14 protein-coding genes are annotated in these 16033 nt (G+C 38.5%); 9 read left to right on the top strand and 5 right to left on the bottom strand.

Features of this window, described 5'->3' with window-relative positions; all coding sequences use genetic code 11:
• Nucleotides 1-51: 51 nt before the first annotated feature.
• The gene (surE, locus tag EIY84_RS00400; protein ID WP_124639358.1) at nucleotides 52-819 is read left to right on the top strand and encodes a 5'/3'-nucleotidase SurE; all 768 of its coding nucleotides are present in this window, start codon (nucleotides 52-54) and stop codon (nucleotides 817-819) included.
• 69 nt (nucleotides 820-888) lie between these two features.
• Here the strand turns inward: surE and pepT are convergent, their stop codons facing one another.
• Nucleotides 889-2151: a peptidase T gene (gene pepT, locus EIY84_RS00395; RefSeq protein ID WP_124639356.1), complete on the bottom strand. Its 1263-nt coding sequence runs from the start codon at nucleotides 2149-2151 to the stop codon at nucleotides 889-891.
• An 89-nt stretch (nucleotides 2152-2240) separates the two neighbouring features.
• Nucleotides 2241-4472, bottom strand: a complete 2232-nt coding sequence (locus tag EIY84_RS00390; RefSeq protein ID WP_124639354.1) for a TonB-dependent receptor domain-containing protein — start codon at nucleotides 4470-4472, stop codon at nucleotides 2241-2243.
• A 177-nt stretch (nucleotides 4473-4649) separates the two neighbouring features.
• Between EIY84_RS00390 and EIY84_RS00385 the strand changes: the two genes are divergently transcribed.
• From EIY84_RS00385 to trpS, 6 genes are all read left to right on the top strand, one after another.
• The gene (locus tag EIY84_RS00385; protein WP_124639352.1) at nucleotides 4650-5642 is read left to right on the top strand and encodes an enolase C-terminal domain-like protein; all 993 of its coding nucleotides are present in this window, start codon (nucleotides 4650-4652) and stop codon (nucleotides 5640-5642) included.
• Nucleotides 5643-5772: 130 nt separating this feature from the next.
• Nucleotides 5773-9171, top strand: coding sequence for an isoleucine--tRNA ligase (gene ileS / locus EIY84_RS00380; protein ID WP_124639350.1), 3399 nt, complete (start codon nucleotides 5773-5775; stop codon nucleotides 9169-9171).
• Between the two features lie 59 nt (nucleotides 9172-9230).
• On the top strand, nucleotides 9231-9608 hold the full coding sequence (locus tag EIY84_RS00375) for a TraR/DksA family transcriptional regulator (protein ID WP_124639348.1): 378 nt from the start codon (nucleotides 9231-9233) through the stop codon (nucleotides 9606-9608).
• Between the two features lie 70 nt (nucleotides 9609-9678).
• Entirely contained in the window at nucleotides 9679-9921 is a 243-nt protein-coding gene (locus EIY84_RS00370) for a DUF6576 domain-containing protein (protein WP_124639346.1), read from the top strand.
• A 47-nt stretch (nucleotides 9922-9968) separates the two neighbouring features.
• On the top strand, nucleotides 9969-10610 hold the full coding sequence (locus EIY84_RS00365) for a lipoprotein signal peptidase (RefSeq protein WP_124639344.1): 642 nt from the start codon (nucleotides 9969-9971) through the stop codon (nucleotides 10608-10610).
• A 37-nt stretch (nucleotides 10611-10647) separates the two neighbouring features.
• The gene (trpS, locus tag EIY84_RS00360; protein WP_124639342.1) at nucleotides 10648-11616 is read left to right on the top strand and encodes a tryptophan--tRNA ligase; all 969 of its coding nucleotides are present in this window, start codon (nucleotides 10648-10650) and stop codon (nucleotides 11614-11616) included.
• A 167-nt stretch (nucleotides 11617-11783) separates the two neighbouring features.
• Here trpS and rpmA read toward each other — a convergent pair whose 3' ends face one another.
• Nucleotides 11784-12041: a 50S ribosomal protein L27 gene (rpmA, locus tag EIY84_RS00355; RefSeq protein WP_124639340.1), complete on the bottom strand. Its 258-nt coding sequence runs from the start codon at nucleotides 12039-12041 to the stop codon at nucleotides 11784-11786.
• 47 nt (nucleotides 12042-12088) lie between these two features.
• Entirely contained in the window at nucleotides 12089-12400 is a 312-nt protein-coding gene (gene rplU, locus EIY84_RS00350; protein WP_124639338.1) for a 50S ribosomal protein L21, read from the bottom strand.
• A 325-nt stretch (nucleotides 12401-12725) separates the two neighbouring features.
• Between rplU and EIY84_RS00345 the strand changes: the two genes are divergently transcribed.
• Complete coding sequence (locus EIY84_RS00345) at nucleotides 12726-14102, top strand: tryptophanase (protein WP_124639336.1); 1377 nt, start codon at nucleotides 12726-12728, stop codon at nucleotides 14100-14102.
• 78 nt (nucleotides 14103-14180) lie between these two features.
• Complete coding sequence (locus tag EIY84_RS00340; RefSeq protein ID WP_124639334.1) at nucleotides 14181-14702, top strand: DUF6973 domain-containing protein; 522 nt, start codon at nucleotides 14181-14183, stop codon at nucleotides 14700-14702.
• A 41-nt stretch (nucleotides 14703-14743) separates the two neighbouring features.
• Here EIY84_RS00340 and EIY84_RS00335 read toward each other — a convergent pair whose 3' ends face one another.
• The gene (locus tag EIY84_RS00335) at nucleotides 14744-15994 is read right to left on the bottom strand and encodes a DUF445 domain-containing protein (RefSeq protein ID WP_124639332.1); all 1251 of its coding nucleotides are present in this window, start codon (nucleotides 15992-15994) and stop codon (nucleotides 14744-14746) included.
• Between the last annotated feature and the right edge of the window lie 39 nt (nucleotides 15995-16033).

Genomic DNA, 16033 nt, shown 5'->3' with positions numbered 1-16033 from the left:
AAAGATTAAGGCGATTTTTTTTATCTAAATTTGCTAACTAAATTTTAGAATATGCAAAAACCACTGATATTGGTTACCAATGACGATGGAATAACCGCTCCAGGGATTCGTAAATTAATAGAAATTATGAATACCATAGGCGAAGTAATCGTGGTTGCCCCCAACTCTCCACAGAGTGGCAAAGGCCATGCCATCACCATCAACTCGACCTTAACTTTAGAAGAAATACAATTGGAAGGACCTCAGCGCGATTTTTCTTGCAGCGGAACCCCAGTAGATTGTATTAAAATTGCCTTGGACAAAGTACTGACCCGAAAGCCCGATCTTGTGGTATCCGGCATTAACCACGGAGCCAACTCGTCCATCAATGTCATCTATTCCGGAACCATGTCGGCAGCGGTAGAGGCCGGTGTAGAAGGTTTGCCAGCGATTGGTTTTTCACTTTGCGACTTGGCCTATGAAGCCGATTTTTCACAAGCCGAAGACTTCATCAAAAAAATTACCTTAAACGCTTTGGAAAACCCTATGCCTAAAGGAGTTGTACTGAATGTAAACATTCCAAAACTAAACAAAAGCGAAATAAAAGGAATAAAAATTTGCAGACAAGCCCATGCCAAATGGGAAGAAAGTTTTGATGAAAGAATTAATCCTCACGGTAAAAAATACTATTGGCTAACCGGATACTTCAACAATATGGACGATGGTGACGATGCCGACGAAACGGCACTTTCTAACGGGTACATTTCCATTGTTCCTGTAAAATTTGATCTTACCGCTCACGAGTATATGAAAGAGCTGGAGAGGCATTATTCAATTTAAAATACATTCAAACTAAAAAGCCTTTCAAAAAAAATTGAAAGGCTTTTTTTATGTTTTTAGTGAAGCAGATTATGCTTGTTTTTTTACCGCTTTGGCAATGTTTACAATTACTTTTACGGCTTTTTCCATGCTTTCCAACGGTACATATTCATACGGTCCGTGGAAGTTAAGTCCACCTGCAAAAATATTAGGACAAGGCAATCCCATGTAGGAAAGTTGCGCTCCGTCGGTACCACCTCGGATGGCTTTTATTTTCGGTTCGATGTTGGCATCTTTCATGGCTTGTGCAGCGATGTCCACGATGTGCATTTTGCCTTCAAACTGCTGTTTCATGTTCCTGTACTGCTCTTTAATTTCAACCTCGGCTGTTCCCTCGCCGTATTTTTGGTTAAATTCTTTCACCTTTGTTTCCATCAAAGATTTTCTAGCCTCAAATTTTTCAGCATCGTGATCGCGGATAATGTATTGAAGCTTGGCTTCAGAGACATCTGCATTAATATCGGTTAGGTGGAAGAAACCATCAAAACCTTTTGTTGTTGCCGGGGTTTCGTTTGCCGGTAACATTTGTGCAAATTCGGCAGCCAAAAGTCCTGCATTCACCATTTTACCAAAAGCATATCCCGGATGAACGCTAAGTCCATGGATTTTTACCACGGCACCTGCAGCGTTAAAATTTTCATACTCCAGTTCACCAACTTCTCCGCCATCCATGGTATACGCCCATTCTGCACCGAATTTTTCTACATCAAAATGGTGAGCTCCTCTACCGATTTCCTCGTCCGGTGTGAAGCCCAAAGCGATTCTTCCGTGTTTAATTTCCGGGTGTGCCAATAAAAATTCTGCAGCAGTTACAATTTCTGCAATTCCGGCTTTATCATCGGCACTTAGGAGGGTTGTTCCGTCTGTTGTGATTAAAGTTTGCCCCACATAGTCTTTCATGCTTTCGAATTTAGATGGAGAAAGTGTGAAGCCCGTTTCTTTGTTCAACAACAAATCGCCACCGTCGTAATCGTCCCAGATAATGGGTTTGATATCTTTCCCGTTAAAATCCGGTGTTGAGTCGTAGTGAGAAATAAAACCTACTGTCGGCTCGTTATCGTTTTCCAAATTAGAAGGGACATAGGCGTAGATATAGCCTTTGTCGTCTATACTTACATCGGAAAGTCCCAATTGCTTTAGCTCTTCGAAAAGAAAATTTGCCATGTCCCACTGCTGTGGCGAAGATGGGGTGGTCTCGCTTTCCGGATCGCTGGTTGAAAATATTTTTACATAATTGATAAAACGGTTTTGGAGCTTAAGTTTCCAATCCAAAGTAAAATCTATCGTCTGCATTGTATAAGATTATTTTTTTAGAAAAACAAAGGTAGTCTTTTATCTACAATTGGTTGTCAATTCGTGGATGATTTGATGCGAAATTAGGACTAACTTCCTGTTCTGCTTCTCACATCGTCATTGGCGGACTCCGATTTTTTCACCTTCTGAACTTTTTGGTTTCCGAAATTATAGGTCAATCCTAAAACCAATTTTCTATTGTATTGGTTTTGGTCAACAATATTGTAATTTCCAAAACCATCACTGCCTTTAATATAATTTTTGTTGGTCCCAAAAACATCTTTTGCTTCCAAAGAAAAAGTCCAATTTTTATGCATTTTTTTCAAAGACAGATCCAAGCTGTGCAAGGTATTCATCTTTCCTACAACCAATTCTATTGGGGAGAGATAAAAATAATTAACACCCAAATACCAGTCTTTTTGTGGAGACAATCGTATCGTATTGTTGAGTTGCAATTGCACGAATTGAGACTGTCTATCCAGTTCGTATTTCTGAAAAGCAACCAAATTTTGGGTGTCTGTAGGATCTCCGTACACGGTTCCTTTGTATTGGTTGTACCCCAAAACCAATGAATTGTTCATTTGCCAAATTCCTTTAAAATATTGTTTTTGCATACCAAAAGAAAGGCTGAATTCTTTCTTAGTTCCGTAATTGGTAGAAATGTATGCCAGTACACTCTCTCCAGAACCGTCATTCTTCATCCCGGACAGAGGTACCTGCTCCAAAGCACGATCCGTAAAGCCATAGGAAGCTGTTATGAAATAAGAGCTCTTAAAAATATACTGCAACTCGGTATTGTACACCAATTCTGACTGCGTAAAAGGGTTGTTCTGAATGTAATTATTGGCTGTTAGATAAATTTTTACCGGATTAAGAGCCCAGAAAGAAGGTCTTCTCACTCGACTGCTAAAACTTGTAGAAAACTGATGATCTTCATTCATGTTATAATTAAAACTTGCAAAAGGCAACCAATCTCCATCCTTTCTCTCGATTTGAATGTTTTTATCCAAGACATTCCCTTCGGCATTTGTGCGTTCGTACCTTAACCCAAGTTTGGTGTTGGTGCGATCCGACCATTTCTTTTCCCAAGTCCCGTAGATGCCGTAAATTTTTTCTTCATAGGCGAAATGATTGGACTGATTCCCATCCAAACCTGTAGGAGGCAATATGTTTTCAAACCGGGTATCGCTATCCGTCAATGTATTGTTGTATGCCAAGCCAGCACTCAAAACATGGCCGCTTTTAAGTTGCTGAACATAATCCGCTTTCAATGCCCAATTGTTAATCCTAAGCGGTGTAGATTGGTTAAATTGTTTCAAGATTGATACCGGTTGCTGTTGGGTATTGAGCAATACTGTACTGTTGTTATTCACCCCTGTTTTATCAAAATACATATAAGATGCATTGGCGTTCAGTTTGCTACCTTTGTCGTCGGTCAGCCATTCGTAACCTAAATTATAGGACTGATTGGAAACTTTAGAGTTGGTGGTATTCAATGTTTGAGTGATCTCGAATAAGCTTCCGGAATTTCTTAATTCGTTAATAAAATTAGTGGTAGAAGGCTTCTCCTCTTTATCCCTGTGCTGAAAAGAAAAATCCAATTTTTGTCGATCGGTTAACTGGTAATCCATATTTAGATAACCACCCCATTGCCCGAACTTGGACACCACATCTCCTTCAGATTTTAAGCTGAACGGCTGTGCTCCGCCATCGTTTCCGTTGGTCAAAATATAATACTGATCCCGTACAATTTTGCCCCCGTTAACATTGGCTTGAAGTCCGAACTTCCCTTTTCTGTAATTGAAAGATGTTGAAAGGGTTGCACTATTGCTTTTGGCAATTTGATCTTCAATTTTTACATTCCCGTTGATCCCATCCGAAGATTTTTTCTTGAGAATAACATTCACAATGGCTTCATTTCCTTCCACCTGAAATTCACTAGAAGGCACGGTGAACACTTCTATTTTAGAAATATTTTCTGCCGGCATACTTTTCAACATATCCACTATCGCATCTGCATCCATAGTTTGCGCTTTTCCGTTGATGTATATTTTGGTACTTCCTTTTCCTAAAACTTTCAAAGATTTGTCATCCGTAGAAGACAACATCGGAGTTTGTTTCAAAAGTTCAAAACCATTGTTTCCTTTAGCTACCGGAGAGTTGCCTACATCATACACCATGCGATCCGATTTTTTTTGAAGTGTTTTCTTCTTCAAAACCACTTCTTTTATTTCTGTACTTTTTACCGTGTCTTTTTGTACCTGTTGTGCCCATATTAAGTTACCTAAAAATAAGTATGGGATTGCATAATAAATTTTCATGACCAAAGATTTTTTATTGTTTTCCTAATAGGTATTATAAACCTGTATTTTTGTTACACTACTTTGTATTGCATTGTACTAACAAGTCTTAACAGCCTGATTCTCTGGGTATTTAATTTTATTTTGTTGCTAAAAAATTTTTTATTCTTTTCAAAATTGATTTTATATCTTTAAAGTATGAAACTGAAATTCTACAAAGCCCAATTGAAAATGAAGGAAACTTTTTCAATTGCCTACGGGAAATATCAACACCGAAACGCATTGCTTATAGAACTTTCTCATCATGAAAAGAAAGGCTATGGCGAATGTGTAGAAATCGACTATTACGGCATTCGTTTGGACGATTTTATCGTAAAGTTAAAATCTATTGAAAAAGAAATTGAAACCCCATCAATCTCACATCCCTTTGAATTTAATTTGAAACTAAAATCCTTAGATCTGCCCTCTTTTCTACAATCGGCTTTGGATTGTGCGTATTGGGATTTGTACGGAAAATTGGAAAATAAATCTTTTGCCGAACTCAATCGTTTATCTAACACCGTTTCAACCGAAAGCTCCATCACCATTTCCATAGCTCCTATCGAGGTTCAATTAAAAAAAATTAATGAAAGCTCGTGGTCAAAATTCAAAGTAAAATGCAGCAGTTTGGATAAAAATAATTTAGAAAAACTCTTACAAACTGAGAAAAACATCGCCTTGGATGCCAACGCCAGCTTCACCAAAGACGATTGCATTTGGCTTCAGAATTGTCCAATTTCTGAACACTTCACCTACATCGAACAGCCCATGCCTATTGAAAAGTTTAACACTCTTGATAAAAACAAATTCGCCAACTGGATGGCCGATGAAGATGCGCAACACCTGGAAGATTTAGAAAAATTAAAACCACATTACAAAAGCATCAACATCAAACTGATGAAATGCGGTGGACTGACTCCCGCGCTAGAATTAATACAAAAAGCGAAAGACAACGACTTTAAAATCATGCTCGGTTGCATGACGGAATCCAGTGTTGGGATTTCCGCAGCATGTGCATTAGCACCGCTGTTGGACTTTGCAGATCTGGACGGTGCCAACCTTATCGCCAACGACTATGCCCAAGGAAGTTTCGTAAAAGAGGGTAAAATAAAAATCTCCGAAAAACCCGGCTTGGGGATTTCATTAATCTAAAATCGAAAAAACTTCAAATTCTTCTTTCTAAACGATTAAAAACCAACAATTATTGAACAATTACACTCCATTTTTTCGTTAAAAATCATTATATTCGCACGATTAAAAATCTTAAGCGAAAGAAGTTACAATGACGAAATTCAACGAATATAAAAAATTAGATTTAATAGCAGTTGCAGACGGCGTAGCTGCATCATGGAAACAAGAAGATACCTTCAAAAAATCGGTAGAGATTAGAAAAGGACAACCGGAATTTGTTTTCTACGAAGGACCTCCTTCCGCAAACGGACTTCCCGGCATACACCATGTGATGGCAAGAGCAATTAAAGATATTTTTTGTCGTTTCCAAACCCAAAACGGAAAACAGGTATTTCGTAAAGCCGGTTGGGACACCCACGGGCTCCCTGTAGAATTGGGCGTAGAGAAAGAATTGGAAATTACCAAAGAAGATATCGGAAAAAAAATCACCATCGAAGAGTACAACCAAGCGTGTAGAAACGCCGTGATGAAATACACCGATGTTTGGAACGACCTTACCGAAAAAATCGGTTACTGGGTCGATTTGGAAAACCCATACATCACCTATCAACCCAAATATATGGAAACCGTTTGGTGGCTTTTGAAACAATTGTACAACAAAAATCTTTTGTACAAAGGGTACACCATACAACCGTACTCGCCAAAAGCAGGTACCGGACTGTCTTCTCACGAACTTAACCAACCCGGAACATATCGTGATGTTTCGGACACCACGGTTGTTGCACAGTTTAAAGTAAAAAATCTATCAGAAAAATTACAACCCATCTTAGCATCGGTACAGGACAACATCCACATTCTGGCTTGGACCACAACTCCTTGGACTTTGCCTTCCAACACGGCACTTACCGTAGGTAATGACATCGATTATGTTTTGATAAAAACCTTCAACCAATATACTTTTGAGCCCATCAACATAATACTTGCTAAAGCATTGGTAGCAAAACAATTTGGCAAAAAATATGCGGAAGGTTCGGATGAAGATTTCACCAATTATTCTTCGGAAAACAAAACCATCCCTTATCAAGTCATAACCGAATTCAAAGGTTCAGACCTTTGTGGCACGACCTACGAGCAATTGGTTCCTTGGTTTTTACCATCAGAAAATCCGGAAAAAGCATTTGTAGTAATTCCCGGAGACTTTGTTACCACCGAAGACGGTACGGGTATTGTACACACCGCTCCTACTTTTGGTGCCGACGATGCTAAAGTAGCTAAAGACGCTGGAGTCCCACCAATGCTGGTGAAAGACGAAAACGACAACCTTGTCCCTTTGGTGGATCTTACAGGACGATTTTTGAAAGGCGAAAATGTCCCTGAAATTTTCTCAGGAAAATTCATCAAAAACGAATATTACGACGAAGGTACTGCTCCTGAAAAATCTTGGGATGTAGAACTCGCTATTTTACTAAAAACCGAGAACAAAGCTTTCAAAGTTGAAAAATATGCACACAGCTATCCGCATTGCTGGAGAACAGACAAGCCGGTTTTGTACTATCCTCTCGACTCTTGGTTTGTGAAAATGTCTCAAGTCAAAAACCGATTGGTAGAACTGAATGAAGACATCAATTGGAAACCAAAATCGACCGGAGAAGGCCGATTTGCCAATTGGTTAGAAAATGTAAACGACTGGAACCTTTCCCGCTCAAGATATTGGGGAATCCCATTGCCCATCTGGAGAACAGAAGATTCTAAAGAGGAAATCATCATCGGTTCTGTTGAAGAACTTTATACAGAAATTGAAAAATCCGTATCCCTAGGTTTCATGACCGAAAACCCATTCAAAGGATTTGAAATCGGGAACATGAACGAGGAAAATTATGCTAAAATTGATTTGCATAAAAATATTGTTGATGGAATTGTTTTGGTTTCCGAAAATGGCAAACCAATGAAAAGAGAGAGCGACCTGATCGATGTATGGTTTGATTCCGGAGCAATGCCTTATGCACAATTGCATTATCCGTTCGAAAACAAAGAACTCATCGACAACAACAAAGCTTTCCCTGCAGATTTCATCGCCGAAGGTGTGGACCAAACTCGTGGTTGGTTCTATACCTTACACGCCATTGCAACCACAGTTTTTGACGGAATTGCATATAAAAATGTGGTGTCAAACGGTTTGGTTTTGGATAAAAACGGGCAAAAAATGTCCAAAAGATTGGGCAATGCCATAGACCCTTTCGAGACTTTGAAAAAATACGGTCCCGATGCTACCCGTTGGTACATGATCTCCAATGCCAATCCTTGGGAGAATCTAAAATTTGACCTGGAAGGCATAGACGAGGTAAGAAGAAAATTCTTCGGAACACTATACAACACCTATTCATTCTTCGCTCTTTATGCCAATGTTGATGGTTTTAAATACAGCGAAAAAGAAATTGAAAACCGTCCTGAAATCGACCGTTGGATCTTATCAGAACTGCACCTCTTGATAAAAGAAGTTACTGAAAATTACAACGATTACGAACCTACAAAAGTAGCTAGAGCCATCAATACTTTTGTGAACGACAACCTTTCTAATTGGTATGTAAGACTCTGCAGAAGAAGATTCTGGAAAGGCGATTATTCGGAAGATAAAATCTCCGCTTACCAAACTTTATACACCTGCCTAGAGTCGATTGCAAAAATTGCCGCTCCAATTGCACCATTTTTCATGGATCAATTGTACAGAGATTTGAACAGCATTACCGGCAAAGACCGTGCAGAAAGTGTACACCTAACCAATTTCCCAACGGTTGACGAAAACAAAATCGAATTGGATTTGGTAGAGAAAACCCATCTTGCACAACAAGTTACCTCCATGGTTTTCTCTTTGAGAAAGAAGGAGAACATAAAAGTAAGACAGCCTCTTCAAAAAGTAATGATCCCTGTTTTGGACACAAAAACAGAAACTCAATTACTGGCGGTTAGCGACCTGATTAAGCAAGAAGTTAATGTAAAAGAACTTCAATTGATCAATGCCGAAGAAGCCAGCCACCTTATCGTGAAACAAATCAAACCAAACTTTAAAGCTTTGGGACCTAAATTGGGCAAAGACATGAAAACGGTTGGTGCTGAGATTCAAAATTTCTCCTCAGAGCAGATTTCCTTATTAGAAAAAGAAGGAAAAATTGAAGTTTCGGGTTATGAAATTACCTTAGACGATGCCGAAATCACCACCAAAGACATTCCTGGATGGACGGTAATCAGCGAGGGTAAGGTAACCGTAGCCTTGGATCTTACCATCACCGATGAATTAAAGTCTGAAGGAATTTCGAGAGAGTTTGTCAATAGAATTCAAAATTTAAGAAAAGACAAAGATTTTGATCTTACGGATAGAATTTCATTACAATTAGAAGAAAATTGTCCGTTCAAAACAGAACTTACCAACAATCATCAATATATTATCAATGAGGTATTGTCGGATAAAATAGAATTTGTATATTCACTCAATAATTACGATGAAATAGAAATAGACGAAGTTCTTTTCAAAGTAAAAGTGGACAAACAATAGTACGATATCATTTTAGAAATCATATTGTGCTACAAACTAACATCTGAAAAACAAAAGACATGGACGAGAGAGTACGCTACAATGAAAGCGATTTGCAAGAATTTAGAAAAATTATACTGGAGAAAATAGCAAAAGCAGAAAAGGATTTGGTTATGATCAATGAAAGTTTCTTGAACGATCACAACAACGGAACTGACGATACTGCACCCACCTTTAAAGCTTTTGAAGAAGGTGCAGAAACCCTGAGCAAAGAACAAAATGCGATCTTGGCAGGAAGACAAGAAAAGTTCATCCGTGATCTGAAACACGCACTCATCCGCATCGAAAACAAAACCTACGGAATATGTCGCGTTACAGGAAAACTAATCCCTAAAGAGAGATTGATGGCCGTTCCGCATGCTACTTTGAGTATCGAAGCTAAAAATATGCAACGCTAAAACAGTTCAACTATAAAAAACCTAAGGTTTATAATGACTTTCATGAGCATTATAAACCTTTTTTATTCCTATGACCTTAGTCCTTATCTTAATTATTGTTATTTTTGCCTTTTATTTTTTCAGAAGGAAAAACACCTCATCCTCTTCTCATAAAAATTCGGCCTATACCCTAGACGATGAATACAACGAAAGAAAAATCAACCAACAAAAAGAGATTGATCATCTTTTGAGTAAAATGGGAAAAAACGGAATTGATGATCTTTCTGAAAAAGACAGAAAAAGACTCGACGAACTTTCAAAAAATTTAAAGTAACCTAGACCAATTGTAAAATAAAAGGGTGTACAATCCTCGAAATATCTATGAAAAAAATAGCATTCATCACCGTAATCATCTTGTTAATTGATCAAATATCAAAAATATACATCAAAACCCACTTCAACTTGGGCGAAAGCATTGATGTTTTCCCGGGTTTCAAACTGACTTTTGTTGAAAATCCCGGCATGGCTTACGGTTTTCATTTTGGTGGACTGTTGGGAAAATACGCTTTGGTCATCCTAAGAATTGCCCTGATTGGTGGCATGGTCTATTTGTTTAAAAAATGGATCAGCGAAGGCAGAACCAGCAATTACCTTCTCCTTCCTATGGCCATGATTTTTGGTGGAGCCATTGGAAATTTAATCGACGGAATGTTTTACGGAATGATCTTCGACAGCGGTTCCATTTTTGACGAAAGTGTTAACCGATGGATAGAATACGGAGGCACTTCTCAACTTACTGCTTTTGGTCATGGCTATTCTACCTTTATGAAAGGCTGCGTGGTCGATATGCTTCACTTTCCACTTGTCGATTGGTGGGTACCGGAAAGTTGGCCCATCATTGGTGGAAAACACATCGAGTTCTTCAAATACATTTTCAACATTGCGGATTCTGCCATCACCGTTGGTGCCGCACTTCTGTATGTATTCAGAAAAAAAGCATTCCCACACGGGTTTGAACTTTAATTAACAAAAAAATTCATTTAACTAAAATAAAAATTTTATGTCCAGAATTCTTACCGGCATCCAAGCAACCGGTACGCCACATTTGGGAAACCTTTTGGGTGCGATAATCCCCGCAATCGAACTGTCCCAACAAAAAGAAAATGAATCCTTTCTTTTCATCGCCAACATGCATTCTTTAACCCAAATAAAGAATGCCGAAGAATTAAAACAAAATACATACGAGATTGCTGCCGCTTGGCTTGCCTGTGGCTTAGATACCGAAAAAACCTATTTTTATAGACAGAGTGACATACCAGAAACTTGCGAACTGGCTTGGTATTTGGAATGTTTTTTCCCTTTCCAAAGGCTACAACTTGCCCATTCTTTCAAGGACAAAGCCGATCGCTTGCAAGATGTAAACGCCGGTCTTTTTACCTATCCCATGCTGATGGCTGCCGACATCTTGTTGTACGATGCCGAGGTGGTTCCCGTAGGCAAAGACCAGCTACAACATTTGGAAATGGCTAGAGATGTAGGATCCAGATTTAACCATCAAATGGGTGAGGTTTTTATATTGCCTCAAGCCGAATTGCAAAAAGAAACCAAATATGTTCCTGGAACTGACGGAAATAAAATGTCGAAATCCAGGGGAAACATCATCAACATCTTCTTACCGGAAAAACAACTGAAGAAACAAATTATGAGTATAGAAACGGACTCTACCCCTCTGGAAGAGCCTAAGGATCCCAATACTTGTAAAGTGTTTGCCATCTTTAGTTTGATTGCCAACGAAGTGCAAACCGAAGAACTAAGAGCAAAATATTTGGGCGGAAACTTCGGCTACGGACATGCCAAAACGGAATTGTTGAATCTGATTTTAACTCATTTTAAAACCGAAAGAGAAAAGTTTGACTATTACATGAATAATCTTCCAGAATTGGAAGCCAAGCTGCAAGAAGGTGCTGCCAAAACCAAAGCAGTAGCTACAGAAACCATGAAAAGGGTACGATTAAGCTTGGGAATGTAAACCTGGGACAATCATCTTTACTCAATACAGCCATCCTTTGGGATGGTTTTTTTGTTTAAAGTTTCAGGTTTCAAGTTTCAGGTTTCGGGTTTCGGGTTTTAAATTCTAAAGTCAAAAAAAAAGCCATCCGATCTGGACAGCTTCTTTAAATTGTATAAACGCTAAAATTATGCGTTAGGCTCTACAGATACAAAAGATCTGTTGTTTGCTTTCTTTCTGAAAACTACTTTACCATCTACAAGTGCGAACAAAGTATGGTCTTTACCAATACCTACATTCGTTCCTGGGTGGTGCTGTGTACCTCTTTGTCTTACGATGATGTTACCAGCAATAGCTTCTTGTCCTCCAAAAATCTTAACTCCTAATCTTTTAGAGTGAGATTCTCTACCGTTCTTGGAACTACCGACTCCTTTCTTATGTGCCATTTTATTTTATGGTTTTGGGATGTTAATAATTAATTATTTTGTCTTGATTAGAAACCAGTGATTGATGTAATCTTGATTTGTGTCAAAGACTGTCTGTGACCATTTTTCTTTTCGTAACCTTTTCTTCTTTTCTTTTTGAAAACGATTACTTTATCAGCTTTTACATGGTCTAGGATTTCAGCAGCTACTGAAACTCCGCTTACAGCTGGGGCGCCCACAGTGATGGATCCGTTAGAAGTAAGAAGTACTTTATCAAAAGATACAGAAGCTCCTTTATCTCCTTTCAAACGGTTCACAAACAACTTTTGGTCTTTTTCAACTCTGTATTGAAGCCCTGCTATCTCTACAATTGCAAACATTGTTTATAATTTTTAGGTTAATAATTAATCTTATTTTGGTCTGCAAAAGTAATGAAATATTTTGAATTACAAACAATAACCATTCTTTTTTTTATTTAATCCTAAACCACATTACCTAATTTTTAGTAAAAGCAACTACGATCATAATTATGTTAAATATTTCTTAAAATTATTTATCTTTGGCGAATAATATCAAACTCAATTTCAGTACATGACTGTAAAATCTCATAGTGACCGCTGCATCTTCAAAGCACCGGAATGATTATAGAATGTTCATTCTCAATTTATTTAATTAAAAACAATCAACTTAAAACATTCTATAAAAATGAAATTACCTTACGCAGAACCGTACAGAATAAAAATGGTAGAACCTATCGGGCAATCTACATCAGAAGAAAGAGCACAATGGATTAAAGAAGCCGACTTCAACCTTTTCAACCTATCCAGCTCAAAAGTATTTATCGATTTCTTAACCGACTCCGGAACCGGCGCCATGTCCGACAAACAATGGGCAGCACTGATGAGAGGAGACGAAAGTTATGCCGGCGCAAGATCTTTTGAAGAGCTAAAATCTGCCGTACAAAACATTACAGGATACCAATACCTTTTGCCTACCCACCAAGGTCGTGCAGCAGAAAATGTATTGTTCTCTGCCCTAGTAAAAGAAGGCGATGTAATCCCAGGAAACTCCCACTTCGACACCACCAAAGGTCATATCGAATTTAGAAAAGCCCATGCCATCGATTGTACGATTGATGAGGCTTTCGACACTGAACTGGAGCATCCCTTCAAAGGAAATTTGGATTTGGTAAAATTGGAAGAAGTTTACAAACAATACGGCAAAGAAAAAATCCCTTTCTGTTTGGTAACCATCACTTGCAATTCGTCCGGCGGACAACCCGTTTCTATCGAGAATGTAAAAGCGGTAAAAGCTCTTTCCGACCAATACGAAATTCCAATTATTTTCGACTCGGCAAGATTTGCAGAAAACGCATACTTCATCAAAAAAAGAGAAAAAGGACAAGAAAACAGAAGCATAAAAGAAATTTGTAAAGAAATCTTCTCTTACGGAATCGGGATGACCATGTCGTCTAAAAAAGACGGTTTGGTAAACATCGGCGGATTTATTGCCCTGAACGACGAAGAAATCTTTAGAACCGCATCCAACTTCACCATCATCTACGAAGGCTTCATCACCTACGGAGGAATGGCCGGTAGAGACATGGCTGCTTTGGCAGTAGGTTTGGACGAAGCTACCGAGTTTGACTACTTGGAAAGCAGAATTTCACAAATCGAATACCTTGGAAATCTCCTGATCGAATGGGGAATCCCTATCCAAAGACCCATCGGTGGACACGCAATTTTTATAGATGCTGTTAAATTTTTACCGAATGTGAAAAGAGAAGAATTTCCGGCTCAGACTTTAGGAATTGAATTGTACAAAGAAGCAGGAATCCGTGGGGTTGAAATCGGAACCATCTTGGCGGATAGAGATCCTGAAACCAGAGAAAACCGCTATCCTAAAATGGAACTTTTACGATTGGCCATCCCGAGAAGAACCTACACCAACAACCACATGTATTATGTTGCTGTAGCCCTTAAAAACATCTTCGAAAGAAGAAACGAAATTACCAAAGGATACGAAATCACTTGGGAATCTCCGATCTTAAGACACTTTACGGTAAAGCTAAAAGAAGCTTAAACCAAATATCTTCTGGGTTTTACGAAATGTAAAACCCAGTTTTTTAGTCAACCAAGAATACACTATCTTTGGTGCGGAATGAGAAAACCTTTCGTTATTTTTTTTCGATCCCTCAGGAGCTTGTCCATTTCTAAACTTTTAAAACTTGGAACGCTCACCATAAAGCACCCATTGTTCAGCATGATGGGTTTTTGGGCTACACTGAAAGCCTTTGCGATTGTCCAGAAAAAATTCCCGAACAGCAACTCTGGAAACGGCAAAGGAAATGCTTTTCGACATGCATTGTGGTCGGCACTAATCCTTTCCTATTGTTCTAAAATTTCATCACCTGAAAAAGCTAAAAATTTCAGCCTGAAAATGACTTCCCTACACGAAGATCTTTTCCCAAACACCGATCTGGAAAAAAAAATGGATCTGCACAACAACCAAGTGGGTATTGATCTTTTTTTTGAACTTTTACCCGGAATTCACAGACAGTTTTTCGAAACTTCATTTTTGATTGATGCCCTAACCAAGAAATTAGAAAAGGCTAAAAAAATCAATAGCAGACAAAAGAGTTTTGATACCGAATTGGTCTATTTGGATGACGATATGGATTAAAAATCGCCTCTACTACGATTCTGCGAAAATGATAATGGCTCCTAGATGTAATCAACGAAATGGGTTATGGCATAGATGAGCAAACCTACCAATCCGCCCACCAAAGTCCCATTGATGCGAATGTATTGAAGATCTTTACCCACTTCCAACTCCAATTTCTGGCTCAGTTCATTGCCTTTCCAGTTGCCAACGGTATCTGAAATCAGTTCACCAAAACGATTTTTATTTCTTAGAATGTACTTATATGCGGTGCTACGAACCAATTTATCCGTTTTTTCCTGCACCGCAAGATCGTTTTGCAAGGTATCGGCAAGCGAAACAAGATTTTTTTCCAAATACAGTTTTAGCTTTCCGTCTTCTGAAGAAAGCTCGGCAAGAAGTGTCGTTTTTATGGACAACCAAATGTCATTGGCATACACTTTTAGTTTTTCTTCAGTTAAAAATCCTTTTTTCAGATGATCGAACTTTTCTTCCCATATCTGCCCATCACGAATTTCTTTGGCAAATTTTTCTAACCTCAGGGTGAGTTCATCCCGAAGTGGATGATGCTCGTTCCCTTCGACCTCCATAAAAAAATCCAATAGCCCATCGGAAATTTTTCCGGCTATTTTATTGTCAAAAAATTTAGGAATGAATGCATAACTGTTGTCTTGTACCCTTTCACGAATCATCTCCCTGTTGTTATGAATGTAGTATTGAATTTGGGACGACAAATAAGTGAGTAAATTTTGATGCTCGTTATGCTCCAACAAATACTGCAAGCCTTGAGAGAGGAGCTGATTGACTTTTATTTTATCGGTGATTTCATTGGATTTTGCGGAAATAAATTCTACCACATCTTCGTCATTAAGCTTCTCGACAACATCTTTTATAACAATTGAAGTTTCTGTTAAAAGCCTTTTCCTATTGGCTTCAACAGCCAGCCAATCTCCTAAAATTGTGGAAACTTTAATTTTCTGAATGTAAGGACGGATGTTATCTGGAGACAAAAAATTATCAACGACAAAAGTTCCTAGGTTATCACCAATGTTTTCTTTTGATTTTTCGATCAGGTTGGTGTGTGGAATTTTCAGTCCAAAAGGATGGTGAAACAACGCCGTTACAGCAAACCAATCCGCTAAAGCACCTACCATAGCCGCTTCAGAAAAAGCGCGAACATAACCCACCCACCATACTGGACTTTTTTTCTCAATTATTGTTGCAAATGCAAAAACCACCATCATGACAAGAAAGAGTCCCGTTGCCAAATATTTATGCCTCTGCAGTTGTTTTTCTTTAATTCTCGTATTCATCAATTCAAATTTAGTAATTTTGAAAACGAAAAACCGCGA

This window comes from Amniculibacterium aquaticum (assembly GCF_003852705.1).
In the GTDB taxonomy this organism is placed as follows: domain Bacteria; phylum Bacteroidota; class Bacteroidia; order Flavobacteriales; family Weeksellaceae; genus Amniculibacterium; species Amniculibacterium aquaticum.
Note: the sequence above shows the minus strand (reverse complement) of the source record. Positions and strands in the feature narration are given on the sequence as shown.

Excerpts from the sequence above, each read along its gene's own strand:
- EIY84_RS00335 (WP_124639332.1), bottom strand. The coding sequence starts at position 15,994 with ATGAATACGAGAATTAAAGAAAAACAACTGCAGAGGCATAAATATTTG.
- EIY84_RS00370 (WP_124639346.1), top strand. The coding sequence starts at position 9,679 with ATGACCTTAGTCCTTATCTTAATTATTGTTATTTTTGCCTTTTATTTT.
- EIY84_RS00340 (WP_124639334.1), top strand. The coding sequence starts at position 14,181 with ATGAGAAAACCTTTCGTTATTTTTTTTCGATCCCTCAGGAGCTTGTCC.
- ileS (WP_124639350.1), top strand. The coding sequence starts at position 5,773 with ATGACGAAATTCAACGAATATAAAAAATTAGATTTAATAGCAGTTGCA.
- rpmA (WP_124639340.1), bottom strand. The coding sequence starts at position 12,041 with ATGGCACATAAGAAAGGAGTCGGTAGTTCCAAGAACGGTAGAGAATCT.
- EIY84_RS00390 (WP_124639354.1), bottom strand. The coding sequence starts at position 4,472 with ATGAAAATTTATTATGCAATCCCATACTTATTTTTAGGTAACTTAATA.
- trpS (WP_124639342.1), top strand. The coding sequence starts at position 10,648 with ATGTCCAGAATTCTTACCGGCATCCAAGCAACCGGTACGCCACATTTG.
- surE (WP_124639358.1), top strand. The coding sequence starts at position 52 with ATGCAAAAACCACTGATATTGGTTACCAATGACGATGGAATAACCGCT.
- rplU (WP_124639338.1), bottom strand. The coding sequence starts at position 12,400 with ATGTTTGCAATTGTAGAGATAGCAGGGCTTCAATACAGAGTTGAAAAA.
- pepT (WP_124639356.1), bottom strand. The coding sequence starts at position 2,151 with ATGCAGACGATAGATTTTACTTTGGATTGGAAACTTAAGCTCCAAAAC.
- EIY84_RS00345 (WP_124639336.1), top strand. The coding sequence starts at position 12,726 with ATGAAATTACCTTACGCAGAACCGTACAGAATAAAAATGGTAGAACCT.
- EIY84_RS00375 (WP_124639348.1), top strand. The coding sequence starts at position 9,231 with ATGGACGAGAGAGTACGCTACAATGAAAGCGATTTGCAAGAATTTAGA.
- EIY84_RS00385 (WP_124639352.1), top strand. The coding sequence starts at position 4,650 with ATGAAACTGAAATTCTACAAAGCCCAATTGAAAATGAAGGAAACTTTT.
- EIY84_RS00365 (WP_124639344.1), top strand. The coding sequence starts at position 9,969 with ATGAAAAAAATAGCATTCATCACCGTAATCATCTTGTTAATTGATCAA.